This window comes from Nocardia wallacei (assembly GCF_014466955.1).
GTDB classification, from domain to species: domain Bacteria; phylum Actinomycetota; class Actinomycetes; order Mycobacteriales; family Mycobacteriaceae; genus Nocardia; species Nocardia wallacei.
Genome location: NZ_AP023396.1, coordinates 6,980,454 through 7,003,628, shown reverse-complemented (window position 1 = coordinate 7,003,628; position 23,175 = coordinate 6,980,454). Strand labels below are relative to the sequence as shown.

The 23,175-nt window shown below is 69.1% G+C and carries 22 protein-coding genes; 9 read left to right on the top strand and 13 right to left on the bottom strand.

The features are described from left to right. The first annotated feature begins 133 nt into the window (after nucleotides 1–133). Nucleotides 134–727, top strand: a complete 594-nt coding sequence (locus NWFMUON74_RS31535) for a Uma2 family endonuclease (RefSeq protein ID WP_187689538.1) — start codon at nucleotides 134–136, stop codon at nucleotides 725–727. Between the two features lie 577 nt (nucleotides 728–1,304). Here NWFMUON74_RS31535 and NWFMUON74_RS31530 read toward each other — a convergent pair. Beyond that, complete coding sequence (locus tag NWFMUON74_RS31530) at nucleotides 1,305–2,426, bottom strand: helix-turn-helix domain-containing protein (RefSeq protein ID WP_187685351.1); 1,122 nt, start codon at nucleotides 2,424–2,426, stop codon at nucleotides 1,305–1,307. A 631-nt stretch (nucleotides 2,427–3,057) separates the two neighbouring features. On the opposite strand from NWFMUON74_RS31530, the gene NWFMUON74_RS31525 reads away from it, so the two are divergent. From NWFMUON74_RS31525 to NWFMUON74_RS31505, 5 genes are all read left to right on the top strand, one after another. Beyond that, nucleotides 3,058–3,264, top strand: coding sequence for a hypothetical protein (locus tag NWFMUON74_RS31525; protein ID WP_187685350.1), 207 nt, complete (start codon nucleotides 3,058–3,060; stop codon nucleotides 3,262–3,264). 185 nt (nucleotides 3,265–3,449) lie between these two features. Then, a complete protein-coding gene (locus NWFMUON74_RS31520; protein ID WP_187685349.1) occupies nucleotides 3,450–3,905 on the top strand; it encodes a hypothetical protein in 456 nt (151 codons plus the stop codon). Nucleotides 3,906–4,029: 124 nt separating this feature from the next. Beyond that, nucleotides 4,030–4,794, top strand: a complete 765-nt coding sequence (locus NWFMUON74_RS31515) for an ABC transporter ATP-binding protein (protein WP_187685348.1) — start codon at nucleotides 4,030–4,032, stop codon at nucleotides 4,792–4,794. After that, the gene (locus tag NWFMUON74_RS31510) at nucleotides 4,779–6,356 is read left to right on the top strand and encodes a hypothetical protein (RefSeq protein ID WP_187685347.1); all 1,578 of its coding nucleotides are present in this window, start codon (nucleotides 4,779–4,781) and stop codon (nucleotides 6,354–6,356) included. The genes NWFMUON74_RS31515 and NWFMUON74_RS31510 overlap by 16 nt, the downstream gene beginning before the upstream one ends. A 309-nt stretch (nucleotides 6,357–6,665) precedes the next feature. Continuing rightward, entirely contained in the window at nucleotides 6,666–8,087 is a 1,422-nt protein-coding gene (locus NWFMUON74_RS31505; protein ID WP_187685346.1) for a vanadium-dependent haloperoxidase, read from the top strand. Nucleotides 8,088–8,106: 19 nt separating this feature from the next. On the opposite strand, the gene atzF is transcribed toward NWFMUON74_RS31505, so the two are convergent. Genes atzF through NWFMUON74_RS31480 form a run of 5 tightly spaced genes read right to left on the bottom strand, consistent with a single transcriptional unit; the run spans nucleotide 8,107 to nucleotide 14,765 of the window. After that, complete coding sequence (gene atzF, locus NWFMUON74_RS31500; protein WP_187685345.1) at nucleotides 8,107–9,732, bottom strand: allophanate hydrolase; 1,626 nt, start codon at nucleotides 9,730–9,732, stop codon at nucleotides 8,107–8,109. Nucleotides 9,733–9,766: 34 nt separating this feature from the next. Next, nucleotides 9,767–11,845: a 5-oxoprolinase/urea amidolyase family protein gene (locus tag NWFMUON74_RS31495; RefSeq protein WP_187685344.1), complete on the bottom strand. Its 2,079-nt coding sequence runs from the start codon at nucleotides 11,843–11,845 to the stop codon at nucleotides 9,767–9,769. Further along, complete coding sequence (locus NWFMUON74_RS31490) at nucleotides 11,842–12,459, bottom strand: urea amidolyase associated protein UAAP2 (protein ID WP_187685343.1); 618 nt, start codon at nucleotides 12,457–12,459, stop codon at nucleotides 11,842–11,844. Before NWFMUON74_RS31490 ends, NWFMUON74_RS31495 begins: the two co-directional genes overlap by 4 nt. Further along, nucleotides 12,456–13,205, bottom strand: coding sequence for a DUF1989 domain-containing protein (locus tag NWFMUON74_RS31485; RefSeq protein WP_187685342.1), 750 nt, complete (start codon nucleotides 13,203–13,205; stop codon nucleotides 12,456–12,458). Before NWFMUON74_RS31485 ends, NWFMUON74_RS31490 begins: the two co-directional genes overlap by 4 nt. A gap of 39 nt (nucleotides 13,206–13,244) precedes the next feature. Further along, on the bottom strand, nucleotides 13,245–14,765 hold the full coding sequence (locus NWFMUON74_RS31480) for an amino acid permease (protein ID WP_187685341.1): 1,521 nt from the start codon (nucleotides 14,763–14,765) through the stop codon (nucleotides 13,245–13,247). A 201-nt stretch (nucleotides 14,766–14,966) separates the two neighbouring features. Between NWFMUON74_RS31480 and NWFMUON74_RS31475 the strand changes: the two genes are divergently transcribed. Both NWFMUON74_RS31475 and NWFMUON74_RS31470 read left to right on the top strand, forming a co-directional pair. Further along, nucleotides 14,967–15,635, top strand: coding sequence for a TetR/AcrR family transcriptional regulator (locus NWFMUON74_RS31475; protein WP_269475303.1), 669 nt, complete (start codon nucleotides 14,967–14,969; stop codon nucleotides 15,633–15,635). Nucleotides 15,636–15,726: 91 nt separating this feature from the next. Beyond that, nucleotides 15,727–17,418 (top strand): MFS transporter, encoded by a 1,692-nt coding sequence (locus NWFMUON74_RS31470; protein WP_187685339.1) that lies wholly within the window; start codon nucleotides 15,727–15,729, stop codon nucleotides 17,416–17,418. A gap of 29 nt (nucleotides 17,419–17,447) precedes the next feature. On the opposite strand, the gene NWFMUON74_RS31465 is transcribed toward NWFMUON74_RS31470, so the two are convergent. The 7 genes from NWFMUON74_RS31465 to NWFMUON74_RS31435 all read right to left on the bottom strand — a co-directional run bounded on the left by NWFMUON74_RS31465 (nucleotide 17,448) and on the right by NWFMUON74_RS31435 (nucleotide 22,306). Next, on the bottom strand, nucleotides 17,448–17,846 hold the full coding sequence (locus NWFMUON74_RS31465; protein WP_187689537.1) for an NUDIX hydrolase: 399 nt from the start codon (nucleotides 17,844–17,846) through the stop codon (nucleotides 17,448–17,450). A gap of 87 nt (nucleotides 17,847–17,933) precedes the next feature. Next, a complete protein-coding gene (locus tag NWFMUON74_RS31460; protein ID WP_187685338.1) occupies nucleotides 17,934–18,464 on the bottom strand; it encodes a hypothetical protein in 531 nt (176 codons plus the stop codon). A gap of 86 nt (nucleotides 18,465–18,550) precedes the next feature. Continuing rightward, complete coding sequence (locus tag NWFMUON74_RS31455) at nucleotides 18,551–19,351, bottom strand: family 1 encapsulin nanocompartment shell protein (protein ID WP_187685337.1); 801 nt, start codon at nucleotides 19,349–19,351, stop codon at nucleotides 18,551–18,553. After that, nucleotides 19,348–20,379, bottom strand: coding sequence for a Dyp-type peroxidase (locus tag NWFMUON74_RS31450; RefSeq protein ID WP_187685336.1), 1,032 nt, complete (start codon nucleotides 20,377–20,379; stop codon nucleotides 19,348–19,350). The genes NWFMUON74_RS31455 and NWFMUON74_RS31450 overlap by 4 nt, the downstream gene beginning before the upstream one ends. A gap of 38 nt (nucleotides 20,380–20,417) precedes the next feature. After that, nucleotides 20,418–20,744: a cupin domain-containing protein gene (locus tag NWFMUON74_RS31445; protein ID WP_187685335.1), complete on the bottom strand. Its 327-nt coding sequence runs from the start codon at nucleotides 20,742–20,744 to the stop codon at nucleotides 20,418–20,420. A 246-nt stretch (nucleotides 20,745–20,990) separates the two neighbouring features. Next, complete coding sequence (locus NWFMUON74_RS31440) at nucleotides 20,991–21,494, bottom strand: dihydrofolate reductase (protein ID WP_187685334.1); 504 nt, start codon at nucleotides 21,492–21,494, stop codon at nucleotides 20,991–20,993. Further along, nucleotides 21,491–22,306, bottom strand: coding sequence for a thymidylate synthase (locus tag NWFMUON74_RS31435; protein ID WP_187685333.1), 816 nt, complete (start codon nucleotides 22,304–22,306; stop codon nucleotides 21,491–21,493). Before NWFMUON74_RS31435 ends, NWFMUON74_RS31440 begins: the two co-directional genes overlap by 4 nt. A 60-nt stretch (nucleotides 22,307–22,366) precedes the next feature. Here NWFMUON74_RS31435 and cobF point away from each other — a divergent pair, with 60 nt between their 5' ends. Further along, complete coding sequence (cobF, locus tag NWFMUON74_RS31430; protein ID WP_187685332.1) at nucleotides 22,367–23,116, top strand: precorrin-6A synthase (deacetylating); 750 nt, start codon at nucleotides 22,367–22,369, stop codon at nucleotides 23,114–23,116. The last annotated feature ends 59 nt before the right edge of the window (nucleotides 23,117–23,175 follow it).

The window sequence follows — 23,175 nt, the reverse complement described above, 5'->3', positions numbered from 1 at the left end:
ATCCGCGCGGGCCGGTGCAGGGTGCGAACAGTACCTTTCACCGGCCCGGTGTCGTACCTGCTGGGTAGACTCCAAACGCAGGCGGCGACCAGCGCTGCCACAGGTCAGCGAGTAGGAGGTGGTTTCCGTGGCGATGCCGGTTCCCGAACGGTCGTCCGCGCTACTGCCTGCGGGGGAGCGTTGGACCGCGGCCGACCTCGATAACCTGCCCGATCACGGAATCAGGTACGAGGTCCTGAATGGCCAGCTCATCGTGAACGCCGCACCGAAGCCGAAGCATCAGTTCGTCCTGCAAAGCCTGCAGGTCGGTCTTCTGAGTGTGCTACCCGAGGGCTATTGGGTCGCTCCCGGCATCGGTGTGCTGATCGGTGATGATGAGCCCATTCCAGATCTGGTCGTCGGCCTTGGCGAGAGACCGATGGAGGAGCGAGGCGTCGCCGTGGCGCAGGTTGTTCTGGCTGTGGAAATTGTTTCTGCGTCCACGACCTTGCAGGACCGGCTCGTCAAGCCGGCGGTTTACGCCGAGGCGGGCATTCCGAACTACTGGCGTATCGAGACCAATTCCTTCAAGGGTCGTCTTCCTGGCGAATCCGTTCCGGTGTTGTTCGCTCACATTCGCGGCGAAAACGGTGAATACGAACTCACTCACCGCATCTCCGCGGGCGAACCCGCCACCTTGCACTCGCCGTTCGAATTCACCATCGATCCGGCCACGCTGCTCCGCTAGGTCGTTTCTTCGAGGCCGGAGCCACTCAACTCACCTTCGCGCAACCGCTTCCGAACCAGATCCCGTTGCACGGTGGCGGATTGGAAGGGAGCAGGTAAGGGTCGTTGTAGTAATAGTGGTGGTGATGATGCTCCCTGTCGCGGGGCGGTGTCCTCGGCGGGGTGGTCTTCGGTGGCGCCGGCTTCGGCGGAGTCGATTTGGGCGGAGTCGATTTGGGCGGAGCGGGTTTCGATGGCGCCCGCTGGGACCGAGCCGGGGCGGCGCGGTCGGCGATTTCCAGCCGATGATCGACGGGGTCGCGTCCGTCGGCGAACTCGAACGCCACCGGAGCGCCGAGTGCGACGGTGACCGGCACGGTCACCGGACAGAAAAGCAGCGCGGAGACAACGGAGGCACGTGCGAGGTTGCGTGCTCGAGTTTCGCGGTGCGAATTACGGGTGGATGGTTTCATGCGGTGTCCTTACATTCCCCAGCGCAAGTAGCACATGCGTCCTCGGGCCGCCGAGATCGCACTCCTCCCAAGCGCAGTACGCGGCCCGATCGTTCGCCAGGCTAGCCCGAACGACCCGGCTCCGAATCAGTGCTTTCGCCAGTCGCCACCATGCACCGACTCGGCGAGTTGGTCGACATACCAGCGCATCCAATCGGATTCGCGGGTTTCCCGGTCGAGACCCGCCAGTCCGGCGGTCAGTACCGCTACCGCTTTGCTTCGATACTTCGGGCGGCCGGATTCCGCGAGGAACTTGTAGGCCAAACCGCGTTGCAGCACAAGGAGATCCGTGCTGTGGAAGTACAACCATGGTGGAATCCGGTCTGGCTCAGCGGCAGCGCGTACCGCGTATTCGTCGGCTCTGTCCAGCTGGCGCTCGGTTTCCTCTGCCTCGCCGACGAGGGCGTGACCGCGCGCCTCCTGCTGAGCCGCCACTGCCAGCACGGCGGGGGAGGCTTGCTTGTACCGACTCGCTGCTTCCGACAAACCGATCATCGGGCCGAATTCACCTTCGGTCCACGCACGATGCCCTTTGGCGCCCAGCGTCGTCGAGATCAGGTCGGGGTCATCCAGCTCCACCGCCCACTCCAACATCCGGTCGTGGATGGCCCGAGCCACTGTATGCCGCTTGGTGGTCGTGTTCAACCACCCCGCCAGTTGCAACCACTGCGCGCCGACATTCAATACATCAGGGCGAATCGAGCCATGCGCTTCGCGAACGAGCCGCTCAACCATCTGCACAGTCCCATTCACCGCTGGCAGCACCGCCTCGGATCCCACCGAGTCGTCAAGCTTCCGCCACGCCGCCAGCACGACGGACAGGTCATCGACGGCCTTCCGATCGATACGTCTCGGATGCGCCGCGATATACGCCAGTCGCTCCGCGTCTATGCCAGCCGCGATGCCTGACTGATTGTCCAGCACACCCTGCGGAATGACGGGACAGCCGTCCGCGATCGAACCTCTACCAATCTCGGTGAGCGCCATTTCGAATCGGGCGTGCTGCTCTGGATCCAAGCCTCGAAGCAGCGTGTCCATGCCCTCGGCGTATTGACCTCTGAGGGTGATCGTTTCGCCCCGCGCTTCCCACTTGCGCACCACGCCTTCACTGAATCCGGTCCGCTCAGCGAGCTGCGGCTGGGTCCACCGCAGCGCTCGGAGTCGAAGCGCGCGCACCTCGACACCTGTCCACTTCCCCACGACGATCACAGCCCGCGCACCTGCCCCTCCGCGCCGATTTCCCCCGTACCTGCAGCGTAGCGGTTTCGTGGCGGTCGCATGCCTTCGATCGTCGTAACTATCGCGCAAGACTCGGATCAGCCCGCAACGACGGCAGCAACTAACGATGGGAGGCAGGCGATGACGAACGCACAAGTGCCGGACTCGAACCCGGGACCGGACAACAGAATCAGGTCGGATGTGCATTACGTTGCTCTACCGGGTTTGTGCCGGTTTCCGGAGATCGAGTTGGCGCATGAGCTGATGCAACGACACCGCGCCTGCCGTATCGGTCGGTGTGTGGAAGGCGGCGGCACAGCGGCGTTGGCCGCTGTCGTCGGGCCGGAGATCCGTTCATGAACGGATCCCGGACCACGGAGGCGGATGGATGGGTTGCCGAATGGCGGCTGCACGGCAGCTGTATTCGAATGCTCTCGGTGCGCAAGCGTTCCGGTGTAGAGACCTTGCTCGCGTGCTCTCTTGCCCATGCCCCCGATTTGGTGGAGGTGCGGGAGCGTTTCCCTGGTCTGGCCGCCTTGTGGGATGAGGTGCACAACCATTTCTGGAGTACCTATCGCCCTCCTGCCGAGGGTGTCGCCGCCACATCCGGAAGGCAGGCACGATGAGCGACGAACAGCCGGATCCCATGACAGCCGAACCGAACGGGCCGCGATATCAGCAGCTCATGTTCCATGCCCGCCGCGGTGGTTACCACCTGCTGCGAGAACCCTTGTCGCCAAACCTGTGGACGCTGCATGATGCCACTGACGGTGAGCCGATCATCGGAATGTGCACGTTCGCTGAAATCGAAAAGTGGTTGAAAACCTGAAACGAGATCGGTTGTACATTCGCGGGGCGGGTGTGAATCCGATGGTCTGAATCCGCCTGCGCAGGCGCCGCACCCGGCCAGCTGGTGCGGGTCCGAGCGGTTGCGGAGTTGCGGGACCGTATTCAGCCGATGGTTGCTTTGTCGACATAGAGGGAGTGGGAGTGCGGGTCGGGGTTACTGGGCACATGAACATCACGGCGGAGACGGTGCCGCTGGTGTATGCGGAGGTCGTCCGGGTTCTCGAGCGAGCAGGCGATCCTGCCGAGTTGGTGGGAATCAGTTGTATTGCTCGCGGTGCTGATTCGGTGTTCGCGCAGGCTGTTCTCGACGTCGGTGGGCGTTTGGAGGTTGTCATTCCCTCGCGGAATTATCGGGAGCGCAAGGTCAAGCCTGATCATGCCGGGCAGTTCGATGATCTGCTGCGCTGTGCGGAATCGGTCCGTGTGATGGACTTCGCCGATGCTGACGCCGATGCCTACGAGGCGGCGAATGATGCGGTGCTTGGGTCTTGTGACCTGCTGGTCGCTGTGTGGGATGGGCAATCCGGCGAGCGTAGTGGTACCGGAAGTGTCGTCGCGCTTGCTCGGGAGAGGGGGCTGCCTGTCGAGGTCGTCTGGCCTGAGGGAGCGATGCGGGGTTGACCGGCTCGGTCGTGGAGTTGCGGGCGTCATCGGCGCGGTGATCGAGGACGGGCGGTGTTGCGTGGGTCGCGCGTGGGACGATCCCTACTTACGGACGTGACGCGCGTCCAGGGGAAGGGGAGATATGCAGGCGGATAGTCCAGCGCTGCAGCTGAGCGGGTTGTACAAGAGGTTCGGGGGGCCCTGGGTGGTCGACGGGGTGGGGTTGACGGTGCCGCCGGGGTCGTTCTTCGGGTTGGTCGGGCCCAATGGGGCGGGGAAGACGACCACGCTGTCGATGGCGGTGGGGTTGTTGCGGCCGGATGCGGGGGAGTCGCGCATTTTCGGGTTCGACGTGTGGGCGGATCCGGTGCGCGCCAAGGCGATCGTGGGAGTGCTTCCGGATGGCTTGGCATTGCCCGAGCGGCTCACCGGTCGTGAATTGCTCACCTACACAGGGCTTTTGCGCGGTATGGCCGTCCCGATTGTGGCCGAGCGGGCGGCGGAACTGCTCACCGTCCTGGAACTCACCGGCGCCGAGAACACCTTGGTGGTCGACTATTCCGCGGGTATGCGCAAGAAGATCGGACTGGCGACGGCGCTGCTGCACGCGCCGAAACTGCTGGTGCTGGACGAGCCGTTCGAGGCCGTCGACCCGGTGTCGGCCGGCACCATCCGCACCATCCTGCAGCGCTTCGTCACCGCGGGCGGCTCGGTGGTGCTGTCGAGTCACGTGATGGCGCTGGTGGAGAACCTGTGCGACCGTCTCGCCGTGATCAACCGGGGACAGGTCGTGAGCACCGGCACGGTCGCCGAGGTGCGCGGCGAGGGCACCTTGGAGGAGGCGTTCGTGCGGCTGGTGGGCGGTCGCGTCGGCGGCGAGGAGGGGCTGTCGTGGTTGGCGTCCTGATCCGGATGCGCTGGCGGCTGACCGTTCGTTCGCTCAGCAGCGGCAAGGCGGCGGTCACCTTCTGGATCGGGCTGGTGTTCGGACTGCTCGCCGCCGGGCTCACCGCCTTGTTCACGGCGCTGGCCGGGCACGAATGGGACCTCCGATCGGCGATCAACGTCGCGGCCGCGCTCTACGCGGTGTGGACACTGGGCTGGCTGTGCGGCCCCGTCCTCGCCGGAAGTAGTGACGAGACCTTGCAGCCCGAGCATTTCCGGCTGCTGCCACTGAGCTACCGGCAGCTGGCGACGGGCTTGCTGGCCGCCGCGTTCGCGGGCCCGGCGGCCGTGGTGAACCTGATCGCGTTCGGTGGCCTGGTCCTGCTGGCCGCCCAGGTCGGGATCGCGGCGACGGTGGCCGCGGTGCTCGGCACGGTGCTGCAACTGGTCTTCGTGGTAGTGCTGTCGCGGGTAATGCTGGCGTGGATCGGCGCGGCCATGCGGTCGCGGCGCGGCCGGGACCTGGGTGTGCTGCTCGCGGCGCTGGCGGGCCTGGCCTACTACCCGATGCAACTGCTGATCACCACTGTCGCACCGGAATTGGAGCACGCGGCGCCACCGATCGCGCTGGCATTGCGGATACCGCCCTCGGGCTGGGCGCCCTACGCCGTCGAGGCGGCCGCGCGGGGACAGTGGTGGCTGGCGGCGCTGTGCCTGCTGGGTCTGGCGCTGCTGTCGGCCTTGTTGTGGCAGGTCTGGGCGGTGCTGCTGCGCCGTAGGCTCATCACGACCGCCGCGCCCGCGGGTCCGGTCCGGGTGCGGTCGGGCGGTGGCCTCCTGGCACGGCTCGCGCCCGCGACGCCGGTGGGGGCCGTGGTGACGAAGGAGCTGCGCACCTGGTGGCGCGACAGCCGTCGCCGCGCCGCGCTGCTGCCGTTGCTGCTGCTCGGCATCGTGCTGCCGGTGCTGCTGTCGCTGCAGGGTGCGGGTGTCCCGGTGCCGTTCACGGGCACCTTCGTGGTGTGGATGGCCGCGATGGCCAGCGCGAACATGTACGCCTTCGACGGCACCGCGCTGTGGCACACCCTGGTCGTTCCGGGCGCGAGCCGGGCCGACGTGCGCGGGCGGATGATCGCCTGGATCGTGCTGGTCGGGCCGTTCGCGCTGCTGCTCACGCTGATCCTGCCCGGAGCGCTGGGGCACGCCGAGTTCTACCCCTGGGCGGTGTCGATGCTGCCGGTGTTCGTGGGTGTCGGGGTGAGCACCGCCCTGTTCCTGTCGGTATACGCGGCGTATCCGCTGCCGCCGCAGCGCGGCAACCCGTTCGCGGGCGGCGGCGGGAACCCGGGCTGCGCACGAGCATTGGTGCAGCTCGCCGTGGGATTCGGGCAGTTGCTGGTGAATCTGCCGGTGCTCGCGATCCTGGGACTCGGCGCCCACCTGCACAGCGCGGTGGTCCAGTGGTGCGCACTGCCGGTCGGGCTGGCGTTGGCCTGCGGCGCGACGCTGCTGGTCGCAAGCATCACCGAGCGGCGGCTCGATTCCCATGGGCCGGAGTTGCTTGCGGTGGTGAAACCTAGCTGATCCGCCGAAGGCGGTGTGCGCCTGTCTCTTCCGCTCCGTCAGCGGTGCGGTGACGCGAAAGGCGCTCGCGCGCAAAGGCGCTACTCGGCGGTCTACCGCACGCAGTTCTCTCAGCGGTGCCGTGACGCGAAAGGCGCGCACCCGCAAAGGTGATACTCGGCCGTCCACCGCACGCCATTGCCGAATCGGGTAGTCGACTACTGCCGTAATCCCGGCTCCACACGGGCATGCTCGGATGGGAGGGCACACCGTCGAGTCGCAGCGCTCCTTGCGGGCCGGTGCCGCGACAGACCCCGAGTAGGAAGACAAGTGGATCAGATCCTGTATTGGAACAGCGTGGCACTGGAGTCGGATCGAGTGGCGCACACCGACATTCACCATGCCGAACGCGGTGTGCGCGGACCGGTCGGCAGCTCCCGCGCGCTGGCCATCACCCACCTCGCCATGCACGACGCCTGTTTCGGCATCACACCCGCGGCGCACGGCACCTATCTGACCACGCCGCCGGTCGCCCCGCCGGGCGCCTGCGCCGAGGCGGCCGTCGCGGTCGCCGCCCACACCACCCTCACCGCGCTGTATCCGGCGCAGACCGCCCGGCTGGACGCGGCTCTGCAGCAGGCCGGGCTGCACGGTCCCGGCACCGGGACGGGCAGCGCGCACGGTCTCGCCGTCGGCCACGCCATGCTGGCGGCCCGCGCCGCCGACCCCGGACTCGACGGCCTCGGCTATCGCCCGAGCCTCGATCCGCTCAAACACCGTGCGGACCCGGTGAATCCGGGCCAGGGCTCTTACGCACCGCACTACGGCGCCCGCTCGCGCTGCTTCGCGGCCACCACCCGGCACACCCTCGACGCCCCGCCCAAGCAGACCGACCCCGCCTATGAGCGCGCGCTGAAACAGGTGCGCGGCAAGGGTATCGCCACCGAGCAGTCCGGCGCGCTGCCGCCGGGCCTGTCGCCCCGCACGCCGGAGGAGACCCTGATCGGCACCTTCTGGGGCTACGACGGCGCGAAGAAGATCGGCACTCCGCCCCGGCTGTACAACCGGATCGTGCGCGCGGTCGCCACCACCCGGCGGCACGGGCTCGCGGCGAACGCGCGGTTGTTCGCCCTGGTCAATGCCGCCATGGCCGACGCGGCCATCCTGGCCTGGGACGACAAGTACCGGCACGACCTGTGGCGTCCGGTGCTCGGAATTCGAGAACACGACCCGTCGATGGGCCCGAAAAGCACTGCGGCGCGAGGCTGGGACGCGTTGTGCGACCCGTTCTGGCTGCCGCTGGGCGCGGCCCGCACCAACGAACCGGGCGTCCCCGCCGCCACACCGCCGTTCCCGGCGTACCCGTCGGGTCACGCCGCGCTCGGGGCGGCCGCCCTGCAGATCACCCGGCGCTACTGCGGCATCGGCCCGGACGGACCCGACACGCTCACCGACGGAATGACTTTCGTCTCCGACGAACTCGACGGCACCGGCGTCGACCGGTGCGGGATCCGGCGCCCGCGCCACACGCGCACCTTCCCGGGCGGGCTGTGGCAGATGATCGAGGAGAACGGCCGCAGCCGCGTATTCCTCGGCGTGAACTGGAGCTTCGACGCCTTCGCCGTCGACGCGGACGGCCGGATGGACCTGTCGCAGCACATCGGCGGCGTCCGGCTGGGCCTGGACATCGCCGGTGACCTGTGGGCGAACGGGTTGCGGGCGGCCGCGGCGGCGGGACCGCGACTGCCGTGACCATCCGACCCGGCGCGGGTCAGACCGCTCCGGCGGCGAGCGCCGCCCGCCAGCCACCGTATTCGCTGATGTCCTCGGCGGCGGCCGCCGCGGCGGCATCACAGCCGAACGCGGTGGTCCAGGCGCCGTCGTCGAGTTCGACGGCACCGAGCTGCATGGGGGCCGGTAGCCCGCTCAGGAAGCGGCCCAGCGCGGCGGGGGAGAGCAGCCAGCGTTCACCGGCGACGGAGACACCCGTCTCACCGTCGGCACATCTGGTCACCGCCGGTTTGGGCGGCGTGGTGTCGAGGGCGCCCAGCCGGTAAGCGGGTGCGGTGCGGACGGGCCCGGCCCAGCGCGCGCCCAGGTCGGTCAGCTGATGCTCGAGCGGTTGCCCACGCAGGTGCGCGCCGAACACCACGAGCTCGTGCACCGGCGCGACCCTCAGCGGCCAGGCCGGATCGTCGAGCGGAGACCCTTTGTCCCCTTGGGCGATCAGAGCCGCGATGTCCAGCGCCACGGTGTCGTCGAACGCGCGGCCGAAGACCGTGACGCCGAACTGCGCCTCACCCGCGGTCCCGGCCGGTACCGCGACCGCGCACAGATCGAACAGATTGCAGAAGTTCGTGTAGGTGCCGAGCCGCGAGTTCACTGCGACCGGGTCGGCCTCGACCTCGGCGATCGTCGGGTGGATCGGTGCGGTGGGAGCGAGCAGCGCGTCGGCGTCGCGCAGGCTGTCCATCGCGCGATCTCGAAGCCGTTGCAGCTCGGCGAGATCGGAGACCAGCCGGTGGGCGGGAATATCGCGCGCCTTGCCGATGATCGCGCCTACGGTGGGATCGACCGCGTCGGGCTGAGTGTCGACGAATTCCCCTACAGCCGAATACCTTTCGGCGACCAACGCGCCGTCGTAGAGCAGCCGCGCGGCGGCGAGGAACGGCTCGGGATCGACTGTCACGATCCGCACGCCACGCTCCCGCAGGTCCGCGACGGTACGGTCGAAGGCCACCTGCCACACCGGATCCAACGCGTCGAGCGAATCGAACACCGCGACAACCGGTCTCGGCGGCGCGGCGAGCCGGACGTCGGAGGGCCAAGGCCGATCGGGCGCACCGGCGGCCATGACGGCCATGGCCCGATTCGCCGACGCGACGTCGGCCGCGAAGATCGTGACGCAGTCGTAGGAACGGCAGGCGGGCACCACGCCCGCGGTGCCGACCACACCGACCGTGGGTTTGATCCCCACGATGCCGTGGAAGGCGGCGGGCACCCGGCCGGATCCGGCGGTGTCGGTGCCGATGGCGATATCCGCCTCGCCGAGCGCGACGGCCACCGCCGACCCGGAACTCGAACCGCCGGAGACGTAGTCCGGCCGCAGCGCGTTGCGCACCGCGCCGTAGGGCGAGCGGGTGCCGACGAGCCCGGTGGCGAACTGATCGAGATTGGTCTTCCCGACCACGACGGCACCGGCCGACCGCAGTGCCGCCACCGCCGCCGCGTCCCGGTCCGGCACGTAGACGAAGTCGGGGCAGCCCGCGGTGGTCGGCAGTCCGGCCACGTCCACGTTGTCCTTCACGGCCAGTCGTAACCCGCGAAGCGGTCCCGCCGCCGCGGCGATCTCGGCCGCGACTTCCGGCTCGGGCCGCCGATGAATCCACACACTCATGAGTCGACCTTCCCGGCCGCTCGGCCGTCTGTTCTCATCCCGCCGCCTCGGCCAGTTCGCCCGCGGACCGCCACGAGTCGCGCTCGGCCCCGAATGCCTCGGCCTGGCGGCTACGGAAGTCGGCGATTTCGTCGGCGTTGTCGTCGAGGAACCGCCGGTGCTCGGCCAGCCGGAACTCCCCCTCCTCGACCTCCAATTCGCAACGCCCGGAGGCGAATTCCGCGCGCCGCTCCAGCAATTCGTCCGCCGACACCGGATACCAGCGGATCCGGTCGAAGTACCGCAGCAACCACGGGTTCTCGTCATGGGGCAGTGCCGGACGGCCGGACCGGGCCGCCGCGAAGGATCGGTGGTTCCACACCTGCGTGGTCCGCCCGACGAACTGGTAGCCGCCCGGCCCCTCCATGCCGTAGACGCACAGGTACGCGCCACCGATGCCGACCGCGTTCTCCGGCGTCCAGGTGCGGGCGGGGTTGTATTTGGTGGTGACCAGGCGGTGACGCGGATCGGTGGGCGTGGCGACGGGCGCGCCGAGATACACATCACCCAGTCCCAGCACCAGATACTCGGCCGCGAACACGGTGTCGTAGACGTCCTGCACGTCGGCGAGGCCGTTCATGCGGCGGATGAACTCGATATTCCACGGACACCATGGCGCGTCGGCGCGCACGCCGTGCATGTAGCGGGTGATGGCCTCCCGCGTGGCCGGATCGTCCCACGACAGCGGCAGGTGCACGGTGCGGCTGGGCACCACCAGGTCCTCGGCCGAGGGCAGCGCCGCTTCCGCGTCGGCCAGCAGGTGCAGCACGGTCGCGGTGGACAGTCGATCCGGGTCTATGCGCACCTGCAGCGACCGCACGCCCGGGGTGAGTTCGATGATGCCCGGCTCGCGTTGCCGCAACAGGTGCCGATGCAGGGCGTGCACGCGGGCTCGCAGCCCCAGATCCAGTGTCATGTCGCCGTATTCGACGAGTACGCCGTCGTCACCGGCACGCCGATAGGTGACCGAGGTGGCGTCGGATTCGCCCCGGGCCAGCACGCCGTCGTCGCCGTCGCCGCCGCCGGACAGGACGAACGGCCAGCCCGCGCGCCGGGCGGGGCCCAGCGCGCTCGGTGCGGCGGCTCGATCGGCGCGCACCGGGACGAAGCGCACCGTGTCGCCGGGCGTCAGCTGCCCCAGCTTCCAGCGGTCGGCGGCGGTAACGGTGACGGGGCAGACGAAGCCGCCCAGGCTCGGCCCGTCCGGGCCGAGCAGGATCGGTGTGTCACCGGTGAAGTCCAGTGCGCCAACGGAATACGCGGTGTCGTGGATGTTCGACGGATGCAGTCCGGCCTCGCCGCCGTCGGCGCGGGACCACTGCGGTTTCGGTCCGATCAGCCGCACGCCGGTGCGGTCGGAGTTGAAATGCACCTCGTAGTCGGTGGCGAGGATGGTGTCGAAGTCGGTGCGCGTGAAGAACTCCGGCGCGCCGTGCGGGCCCTCGGTGACCGCGAGTTCCCAGCGGTGGGTGAATACCGGCTGTTCGTCGGCGGGTATCGCGGTGGCGGCCCGGCCGTGCGCGGCGCCGAGTGTGAGAATGTCACCCGACCGCAGGGCGTTCCCGGTGTCGCCGCCGAAGTGGCCGAGCGTGAAAGTCGCCGCGCTGCCGAGGTATTCGGGCACCGCGAGCCCACCGGCGACCAGGATGTAGCACCGCATGCCGGGGCCCGGGATGGTCCCCACCTCCAGCACGCCACCGGCGGGGACCTCGACGGTCCGCCACTGCGCGACGCGCACCCCATCGACGGAGACGGCCACGGGCGCCCCGGTCACGCACAGCCGCGCCGGCTCGCAGAACCGCAGCGCCGGACCGGCCAGCGTGCACTCCAGTCCGGGCGCCCCTTCCGGATTGCCGACCGCCCGGTTGCCGAGCCGGAACGACAGATCGTCCATCGGGCCCGACGGCGGCACTCCGACGTGCCAGTATCCGATGCGGCCCGGCCAGTCCTGGATCGTCGTCAGCATTCCGGGCCGGATCACCTCCAGACGGGGACCGTCGCGGCCGGGTGTCTCGTCGCGCGTGCGTGCCGAATCACTCTCCGCCGCAGGGCGTCCGGTGACCACGCTGCTCATCGCGTCACCACCATGCGCACCGGAGTCGGGTCGAAGCCGTTGCACGGGTTGTTGATCTGCGGGCAGTTCGACACCAGCACCAGCGTGTCGATCTCGGCCCGGAGCGTGACCTTCTTGCCCGGCGCCGACAACCCGTCCACGATGCCGAGGGTGCCGTCGGCCTCCACCGGGACGTTCATGAACCAGTTGATATTCGACACCAGGTCCCGTTTGCCCAGGCCCCATCGCAGCGCCTCGGTGAGGAAGTTCTCCACACAGGCGTGCTGATGGCGGGTGTGGTGGCCGTAGCGCAGTGTGTTCGATTCCTGTGAGCACGCGCCCGCGACGGTGTCGTGGTTGCCGACCTCGTCGGCGACCACCGTCATCAACGCCGTGCCCGCGTCGGTGCGCAGCACGCTGCCGGTGGTCAGGAAGATATTGCGCTGCGCGGCCACGGTTGCCTGGGCGCTGTAGCGGTCGGCGTGGTCGGCGGCCGAATACAGCAGGCAGTCCACTGCCTGATTGCCGTGCAGGTCGATGATCTCCAGCTGGTGCCCGGCCCGCACCACCGCCGACCAGGGCGCGCGGGCGGGAACGGTCTGGTCCAGCACGACGGTGCGGGCGAGCGTGGTCACAGTGCCTCCAGGGTGCGTGCGGCGCGCCAGGCCCGTTCGGTGTTCTCGACGGCGCGCAGGTATTCCGGATCCGAATTGTGCTGGCGGGCGAGCTCTTCGACAGCAGGCCAGGCGACGATGTCGAGATCGGTCGGCGGGGTGGGGTCCAGGGGATGCGCGGCATTGGCGACCAGCAGCGTGACCGGCAGCTGGACCAGCAGATCCACCGCCGCACCCGCGCCCGCCCCGCCCGAGGGCGCCAGGCCGCCGTCCGCGTCGACCCGGACGCCCCGGAACAACGAGACGGTCGGCCCGATATCCCGTGGCGCGAGACCGTGTTTGGCGCCGGCCAGCCGCAGGGCCTGCCGCGCCGTGCCGCTCGGGCCGCACAGGGCGTCGTGGTGTCCCGACGAGTCCGCGACGACGGTGGCCAGCACCCGCCCCTGATCCGACAGCAGCGGGTGCCCGACGCCGAGATACGCCTGCCACGGCACCTTCACCGTATCGGCGACATTGAGCCGCTCCCACGGCGATTCCGCGCGCAACAGCAGCAGATGCGCGCACGCCGCGCCGCCCGGATCGCCCAGCCGGACCCGAGTTCCGCGCCCCAGCACCACATTCGCATACCCATCGGCCGGTATCCGCTGCGCGAAGGTGATCCGGTCGGCCGAAACCTCTTGCGGCAGTGCGGGACCGTCGAGCGCGGCCGCCGCCGCTTGGGCACGGGCGTGCTCTCGCGCCCCGGTAGTCGATGCGGTAGTGGTCATGCTCGGCTCCTTCCTCGGAGAAAACGTGTGCGGATCGGTTCAGGCGGGCTGGACGGCCGGGACGGCCCGGCGGGCCGGGGCCGCGACGACGACCTGGTGCACCACCGCACCCACCGCGATCGCGGCGGCGACGAAAAGCGGTGCGGCCCACAGCATCCACCAGCCACCGCCATCCGGGGTGTAGACCTCCGCGCGCGGCCAGGCCAGGTTCACCACCATGGCGACGCCCCAGCCGACCGCGACCGCGTTCACCGGAATTCCGAAGCGGCCCAGCGTGAACAGACCTGCCGGAGCCGGGGCGCTGTCGGTCCACCCCGTCACCCGGCGCACCAGCAGCGGCACCGTCACCAGCAGATAGGCCAGATACAACGTGACGATGCAGACGCTGGCCAGGGTCGCGAAGATCGCCGGATTTCCGAGATTGACCACCAGCAGCGCGATTCCGAGCACCCCGATCACCACCGACGGCAGCGCCGGAGTGCCGAAGCGGGGATGCACCGCCGCCAGCCGTCGCGCGAACGGCAGCTTCCCGTCCCGGGCCATGGAGAACATCAACCGCGAACCCGCCGTCTGAATCGCCAGCGTGCACACCGTGATCGCGACCGCCACGCAGGCCAGCAGCACCTTGCCCGCCGGGGTGGCCAGCTTCGCGGAGATCACGTAGGCCAGCCCGTCGCTCGCGAGCGCTCCGTCGTCGAGGCTCGGCGCGGCCATCAGCGCGCCCAGCAGCATCAGCCCGCCGCCGAGCGCGGAGACGGCCAGCGCGGTGAGAATGGTGCGCGGCGCGACCCGCCGCGGATTCTTGGTCTCCTCGGAAAGCTCACCGGCGGAATCGAATCCGACCATCACGTACGCGGCCATCAACCCCGACACCAGGAACGCCGCCCAGTACGGGCCCGGCGCGGCGGTGGCGTTGTCGAACACCACGTTCGGGCCGCGCTCGGCGTGCGAGAAGAACAGCGCGATCGTCGCCAGCACCCCGACGATCTCGACCGTGACGCCGATGGTGTTCAACCGTGCCATCAATTCGATACCGACCACGTTCACCACCGTCGTCAGCACCAGCAGCACGCTGCCCAGCAGCACGGCGTTCATCGCCCCGTCACGGGACGTGAGGGCGGTGTCGGCGCCGATGATCTGGAAGCCGCTCCAGATCGAGGGCAGCACCACCTGCAGGGCGATCGCGGCCGCGGCGGCGGTGACGATCTGAGCGATGATCATCATCCAGCCGGCGAACCAGCCCACCACCTCACCGGCCAGCCGCCGCGACCACTGGTAGATGCAGCCGGAAATGGGGTAGCGGGCCGCCAGCTCGGCGAAGTTCAGCGCGACCAGGAACTGCCCGGCGAACACGATCGGCCAGGTCCAGAAGAACGCCCCGCCCCCGAATCCGTAGCCGAAGCCGAAGAACTGGAAGATGGTGGTGAGGATGGAGACGAAGGAGAACCCGGCCGCGAACGAGGCGTAGCGGCCGAGCTTACGATGCAGAACCGGCTGGTAGCCGAACCTTTCGAGGTCGGCACTGTCGGACTGGGCGGCGGGGGCGAGGGTGGTGGCCATGGGCGGGAGTCCTTCGGCGTCGTGGCCAATATCTATCGGGTGAAAGTTTTCCAATCCGGGCCGGCGCGGTGGTGACGCCGATGTATCGGTCCCGTCCCCGTGGGTAACTTCTGCGTTGCCCACGTTTCTGTCGGATGACAGAAATCTCACGAGCGCCGACGCACGCGAGGTCGGGCGGCGGCGATGGGCCAGAATGGAGAGGTGACGCAACTCGGACCCGGCCGCCCGCGCCTCGAGCCGCGGCGTCGCCAAGGGCACACGCCACGCGCCGAGATCCTCGATGCCGCCGCGGAGCTGTTCACCACCAAGGGATATGCCAGCACCTCGACCCGCGGCATCGCCGACGCCGTGGGTATCCGGCAGGCCTCCCTCTACCATCACTTCTCCGCCAAGGACGACATCCTCGACGCCCTGCTGGACGAAACCGTCACCGGCCCATTGGCTTTGGCGGCCAGATTGCGTGCCGAGCCCGGCCCGGCGCCGGTGCGGCTGTACGCGCTGGCGTGGTTCGACGTACGTCAATTATGTTCCGCGCGTTGGAATCTCGGCGCGCTGTATCTGCTGCCGGAGCTGCGGTCGGAGCGGTTCGAGGCGTTCCGGCTGCGGCGCGAGGAGTTGCGCGGGCACTACGAGCAGCTGGCGGACGAGGTGCTCGCCGAGACCGGATCCTCGCCCGTCGCGGGAGTGCGCGTACTGCCCTTCCGGATGGTGGAAAGCGCGATCAATATCCGCTCGGACGAAGGGGCCGCGCCCGGGTACGCGGAGCGCCTGATTCCCGACGCCGTACTGCACCTGCTCGGCTGGTCGGGGGATCAGCAGGCCGTCCGGTCCACCGCCGAGCGGTTACTGGAGCGCGTCGCGGTCTCCTGACGGGGCATGCGAATTCTGGGCAAACCACTCGTAGACTGTGTGGGACCCGAGGTTCTTCGACAGCGTTCCCACTCGACGGCGGGAGTTGCGCATGACGGAGTTGGATTCGCCCGCGGACCACGGCCACCGGCGCCCTCGCGCGCTCGCGGTGGCGGCGCTGGGCCTGGCCATGGTGAGTCTCGACGGCACCGCGGTCGGCGTCGCGCTACCGGCCGTCATCCGCGACCTGGGCCTGAGTCTCACCCAGGCCCAGTGGGTGACCGCGGTCTACGCACTGGTCTTCGCCGCGCTGCTGATCACCGCGTGGCGAGTGGGTGATCGGTTCGGCCACCGCCGGATTTTCGCCGCCGGGGTGGTGGTGTTCGTCGCCGGCAGCCTGCTCGCCGCCGCGGCCGACGACGCGTCGACCCTGATCTGGGGCCGTCTGGTGCAGGGCATCGGCGGCGCGGCCGTGCTGCCGGGCGCGCTGGCGACGGCTCGCGCGGTGCTTCGCGAACGCGATCGGGTCCTGGCGTTCGCTGCCTGGGGTGTGGTCGTGTCCGCGGTGGCCGTCGTCGGGCCCGTGTTCGGCGGCTGGCTCAGCTCCAGCTTCACCTGGCCGTGGATCTTTCTGGTGAACGTGCCCATCGGCGTGGTGGTGCTGGCGGGGATCGTGCTGTTCGTGCCGGAGACCACGGCGCCCGAACCCGTGCCCGGACCGGATATCGACGGACTGCTGCTCAGCGCGGCCGGCTTCGCCCTCGTGGTGTTCGCGCTGATCGAGGGCCAGACCTACGGCTGGTGGAAACCGGTGCGGGAGTTCGATTTCTTCGGGTTGACCTGGTCGACTCGGGCGGCGAGTTCACCGATTCCGCTGCTGTTGCTGCTCGGTGCGGTGCTGCTGGTGCTGTTCGCGCTGTGGGAGCGGCATCGAGCGCATGCCGAACGCGCTGCGCTGTGCGATCTTTCCTGGTTCGCCGAGCGCGAGTTCCGGTGGGGGAGCCTGGCCGTGCTGGCCGTGACCCTGAGCGAGTTCGGCCTGCTGTTCGTGCTGCCGCTGTATCTGGTGAACGTGCTCGACTTGACCACGCTCGGCGGCGGTTGCGTGCTGGCCGCGATGGCGCTGGGCGCGCTGGCGGCCGGTGGTGTCGTCGCGTGGCGGGCGCGGCTGCTCGCGCCGGTGTGGATCGTGCGGGCCGGACTGGCCCTCCAGGCGGTGGCCGTGGCGGTGACGGCGCTGTGCGTGTCGCCGGACGTGTCGCCGTGGCTGCTCGGGGTGCTGCTGGCCTGCTACGGGATCGGCCTGGGAGCTGTCGCCGCACAGCTGGCCGGGGCCCTGCTCGCCGATGGGCGGTCCGTGGACACCGGGCGGTGGGCCGCGTGGCTGACGGTGCGGCAGGTCGGGTTCGCGCTCGGCCCGGCGGTGCTCGGTGGCGTGCTGGGGGTATCGCTGGCGCGCGTGCTGCCCGACCGTCTGTCGGACGTGCCGGGGCTGCAGCACCGAGCCGTCGACGAGGTGGCCGTGGCGACGCGGGAATCGGCCGGTGGCGCGGTCACGGTGCTGCGGGAACACGACGGCACCCAGGCGGTCGTGGACGCACTCGCCCGCGGATTCGCCGACGCCACCCGCCTCACCCTGCTCGCCGCCGCCGTCATTCTGTTCCTCGGATTCCTGGCTGCGAGCCGAATCCCCTTGCGCGCCGGGCCTACTCGGGTGCCGCCTGTGGACACTGGAGAAGAAGACACCGCATCGGCCGATGACCGAGCCGAAGGCGATTCGGACGAATTGAAGCCGTCCGACTGAGCTGGACGCCAATCGTTTTCGGCTCCTGTTCACCAGTCGATGAGCCCCAGTTCGTGCAGGCGGCGGAAGACCAGCATCGATCCCGGCGCGACGTGCGGCATGGCCGCGTACTCGCCGCCGGTGAAGTAGCGGATCTCGGCGACCTCGCTGGTCGGCCGCGGGTCGCCGGTCAGGTCGGCGGTGAAGCAGGTCATGTGCAGCGCGGTGCCGGGTGCGTGCCCGTACGCCTCGCATTCGAACACCCCCAGCTCTCGGTAGGCCGCCACCGCGACGCCGAGTTCCTCGCGCACCTCGCGATGCAGCGCCTGTACCGGAGTCTCGCCGGGATCGATCTTCCCGCCCGCCATATAGAAGACGTCCTTGCCCGCCGACCGCGCCTGCAGCAGCCGCCGCTCCCGGACATGCGCCACCGCCGCCGTGTGGATCATGCGCCCCGCCGCGCCACGAACTCCCGCCCTCACCACGAACTCCCGTTCCTCTCGCCGTCCCGAATGCGCCGCCGGGCTCGCCGGGAATCACCGGGCAGGCGGCGCGAGTTTCCAGTGCTCGTGCAGCGACGCCGCGATCTCCGGCAGCACGGTCACCGGAATCCGCTTGTGCCGCAACACCTTCCGAATCTCGGCCACCTGCTCCCGCTTACGGTGCTCGTAGGCGTTGGATACCGGCCGCACCACCGGTGGAATGCTCAGCAGCACCAGCTCGCTGTGCGGTTCGTCGCCACCGGCCAGATCCAGGGCCAGCGACCAGCGGGCCCGCTCGTCCAGCGCGAACCGCCCCGCGACCACCCGGTCCCAATCGATGCTGGATTCGTGCAGCGGTGTCCGCAAGTAGATGGCCTGCTCGGCCAGCACCACGGCATCGCGCCCGAACAACCGCACCAGCAGCGCGATCGCCACCGCCGCCCCGGCCACCAGCCCGGTGATCACCCGATTCACCCCGAACACGCCCACGACCCCGGCGCAGACCGACACCGTGGTCAGCACGCCCAGCACGCTGTACAGGAGCGCTCGCCGCCCCGGCACCACCCCGGCTCGCACCGCTGTCATCGACCCTCCTCGCTACGCGAGCCCACCGTACCGGTCGGGTGGCGGCCCGGGGTAGCCGAATTCGTCGCGGCAGCGGTGCGGGCGGATCAGGACCGGAGCGCGACCGCGGCTTCCGCCGTGTACACCAGGAACGTCATGCTCTGCTGGAAGTACAGCTCCACCGCGTCGGCGTCGTGGGACTGGTAGCCGATCGAGACGTCCTGGCCCAGCTGCAGGTCGAAATCGCCGCCGCGGGTGGTGAGCACGAAAGCGCCGTCGATGGCCGGGGCCCAGATGATCTCGCCCTCGGGGATGAGGCGCTCGATGTGCGTGCGGATCGGGTGGCCGTGGTCGGAGGTCTCGCTGACCTGGGTGTACAGGTCGGCGCTCAGCAGCACCGAGTACGGGCCGTCGACACCGGCCAGCCGCAGTTCGCTCAGCGCCTGCGCGATCGCCTCCGGCACCAGCCGCGGATCCGACGGCAGCGCCACCGGCTCGTTGGACGCGGCGGCCCGGATGCCGGTGATGTTCGCCGCCGGATAGCCCTCGAAGATGGCCCGGTCCTCGGCGAAGGCGATCTTGCGGGCCGCGTCCTTGACCGCGTCCAGGTCGGTGTCCTGGGCGCCGCGCTCGACATTGTCGAGTTCCTCGCGCAGCAGCGTGAACGGCACCCGCAGCTCGACCAGCGGAGCCACCAGCCGCTGGCGGGCCAGCACCCCCTCGTCCGGGGCGGTGATCGCGGTCGTGCGGCCCAGCCCGACCGCGGAGAAGTCGGTGCCGTGCGGTCCCGACAGATCCACCACGCGCCGCCCGGCGATATGGCGCTTGAACGTGCGCGTCGCTTCCTCCTCGATCGCCGACCAGGCCGCGGCGGTGATCGGCGCGAGTTCGCGGTGCAGGTTGTTCATGCCTTACTCCTTTTCAACGTGCCGATACCGAGAGAGCCGGACCCCGCGGGCACGGCGCCGGACAGCTCGAGGTCGTCGTCGGCCACCGCGACCAGCGCCTGCGGCGGGTCCGGTGGATCCTCCAAGAATTCGGTCGTCGGGGTGAAGAACAGGGTGCCGGTGATCGCCGTGGAAAAATCGAGAATGCGGTCGTAGGCCGCCTCGTCGCTGCCGAGGAACATGCGTTCCAGCATGCGCTCGGTGACACTCGGCGTAGCGGCGTACGCGATGTAGTAGGTGCCGAACTCACCCGCCCGGACACTGCCGAACGGCATATTGGCACGCAGAATCTGGCGCTGCGTGCCATCCTCGTCGTACACGGTATTGACCGCCACATGCGAATTCAGCGGCTTCTCCGCGTCGGACAGTTCGATATCTCGCTGCTTGGTGCGGCCGATGACGAGCTCCTGCTCCTCCACCGACAGCGCGTTCCACGCCGCCAGATCGTGGGTGTACTTCTGCACGATCACATAACTGCCGCCGGTGAAATCCGGATCCTCCGCGCCCACCAGCGCCGTCGCCTCCGCCGCGCGGCCCTCCGGATTCTCGGTACCGTCGACGAAGCCGAGCAGATCGCGCTGCTCGAAATAGCGGAATCCGACCGTCTCGTCGACGATGGTGGCCGCGCCGCGCAACCGGTCGCCGATCACCATCGCCAGCTCGAAACAGGCGTCCATGGATTCGGCTCGGATATGGAACAGCAGATCGCCCGGCGTGGCCGGAGCCGCGTGGTAAGGACCGCGGTAGCCCGGAAACTCGTGCAGCTCGGCCGGTCTCGGGCCGGAATACAAGCGGTCCCACGCTGCGGAACCGATGCCGGCGCAGCAGCTCAGCTCACCCCCGGGAACCCGGAAACCCACCGAACGCCGCAGCCCGGCCAGATCGGCGAGCAGATCGCGGATCGCCGGCTCGCCGCCCTCGTCGATGGTGGCGACGAGGAAGATCGCGGCCCGTGTGAGCGGATCGAGAATCGGCTGCGGCTCACCCATGATCGACAGATTACGGGGTGCCGCCGACCACTCGCGCGTCACATGGCGACGGTCAGCAGGAACGCCACATCGTCGATGGCCTTGACGCTGTGCCGGGCGCCCGGGAGCACCAGCAGATCGCCCGGTGATCCCTTCCATTCGTTGGCGCCGCTGAGCACGGTCAGGGTGCCGGTGAGCACCTGGAGTGTGGCCTCACCCGGAGTGTCGTGCTCGGCCAGGCTGTGCCCGGCGGTCAAGGCGATCACGGTCTGCCGCAGGCTGTGGGCATGGCCGCCGTACAGCGTCTGCGAACTCCGGCCACTCGAGGCGGTCGCGGCCAGCTTCAGTTGCTGCCGGGCCACCGCCGTCAGCGATTTCTTGTCCATGAAGCCCCTCTGTGTTTATTTGCCGCGGCTTCGCCGCGGCGGGTTTTCGGCGCCCTGTGGCTCGGTTTTCGGGTACCGCTGCTTGCTCCTTCGTCGCTTGCGCAGCGGCACCCGAAAACCGAGCCGCGCCGAAAACCTTGGTGGTTGGTGTTTGAGGTTTTCAGTTTTCGTATTGTGCGGTAGCGGGGGGTGGTCGGAGGTCGGTATCGGGGTAATGGGCTGGGGTGGGTGTGCGGTCGGCTCTTGTTATCGCAGGTAGCGTAGCCAGCGGAACCGCAGGCCGGTGGTGGATTGTTGCCAGTCGGTGGTGGAGTCGATGTGCCAGTCGGGGCCTATGGTGGGGGCGTAGGCGTCGCCCGCCACCTTGGTGTCCACCTCTGTCACTACCAGTTCGGTCGCGTAAGCCATTGCGGCTCGGTAGATTTCGCCGCCGCCCATGATCCAGGTGAGGTCGGCGTCGGCCAGCTTCAGGGCCTCTTCCAGGGAGGCGGCGGGGTCGGCGCCCGCGGCGGACCAGGTCGGCCGGCGGGTGATCACGATATTGCGACGGTGGGGGAGTGGGCGGGCGCGTGGGGGGAGCGAATCCCAGGTGCGGCGGCCCATCACTACAGGGTGGCCCGAGGTCAGTTTCTTGAAGTGCGCCATGTCTTCGGGGACTCGCCACGGGATGGTGTTGTCGGCGCCGATCACTCCGTCGGGGGTCTGGGCCCAGATCAAGGCGACTCGTGGCGCTCCGGTGCCGGGGGTCATACCGCGACCGGTGCCTTGATGGCGGGGTGGTGCCGGTAGTCGACGACCTGCACGTCCTCGAAGGTGTAGTCGAACAGCGAGGTCGCGGGGCGCAGCCGCAGCCGCGGGAAGGGGTACGGCTCGCGGCGCAGTTGCTCGCGCACCTGCTCCACGTGGTTGTCGTAGATGTGGCAGTCGCCGCCGGTCCAGATGAAATCGCCGGGTTCCAGTCCGGCCTGCTGGGCGACCATGTGGGTGAGCAGGGCGTAGCTGGCGATATTGAACGGGACACCGAGGAACAGGTCCGCGCTGCGCTGGTACAGCTGGCACGACAGCCTGCCGTCCGCGACATGGAACTGGAACAGCGCGTGGCAGGGGGCCAGCGCCATCTTGTCCAGCTCGGCGACATTCCACGCCGACACCAGCATTCGCCGCGAATCCGGGTCGGTGCGCAGCGTGTGCAGTACCTGGGCGATCTGGTCGATGTGCGCGCCGTCGGGCGTCGGCCACGAGCGCCACTGCACGCCGTAGACCGGGCCCAGTTCGCCCGCGGCGTCGGCCCATTCGTCCCAGATGGTGACGCCGTGCTCGCGCAGCCAGCCCACGTTCGAATCGCCGCGCAGGAACCACAGCAGCTCGTACACGATCGACTTCAGATGCACCCGTTTGGTGGTGACCAGCGGGAAGCCCGCCGAGAGGTCGTAGCGCAGCTGGTGGCCGAAGACGCTGCGGGTGCCGGTGCCCGTCCGGTCCGCCTTCGGTGTTCCGGTGTCCAGCACGTGCCGCAGCAGGTCCTCGTACTGCGTATCGGGATGGGTTCGGGCGCCGTCCATGTGGGCCGAGTCTACGCACGGATGATCGGGTGTCGTGGCGCGCCTGGCAAGCTGAGTGGCGTGCGGGAGCTCTATGTGATCGGGATCGGGGCGGGCGATCCGACCCAGGTGACGGTGCAGGCCATCGAGGCCATGCGCCGGGTGGACGTCTTCTTCGTCATCGGCAAGGGTGACGCCAAACAGGAGCTGGTCGCGGTGCGCACCGCCATCCTGGACGCGCACACCGACCACCCGTATCGGATCGTGGAGATTCCCGATCCGCCCCGCGAGCGCAGCGTCGGCGACGCGAATTATCGCGGCGTCGTGGAGGATTGGCACGAGCGCCGGGCCGCCCTGCTGGAGGAGGCGTTCGCGGGCACCGAGGGCGTCGGCGGCATTCTGGTGTGGGGCGACCCGTCCCTCTACGACAGCACCCTGCGCATGATCGGCCGGGTGCTCGAGCGCGGCGCGCTGCGATTCGCCCACACCGTCGTTCCCGGCATCACCAGCGCCCAGGCGCTCGCCGCGCGGCATCGCATCGTCCTGCACGATATCGGCGAGCCCGTCCACATCACCACCGGCCGCCGGTTGCGCGAACGAGGCGTCGCCCCAGGCGAATCCACGCTCGTCATGCTCGACGGCGAAGCCTCCTTCACCACCGTGCCCGGCGACGACCTGCACATCTGGTGGGGCGCCTATCTGGGCATGCCCGACGAAACGCTGATCGAGGGCCCACTGCGGGAGGTGGCCGATCCGATCGTGCGCCGGCGCGAGGAACTGCGTGCGGCCAAGGGCTGGATCATGGACATCTATCTGCTGCGCCGCCGCTGAGCCCGCGTCGGGGGGTGGGGCTGGCCTCGGGTTCGCACAGGGCGACGGCCATGGTTTTC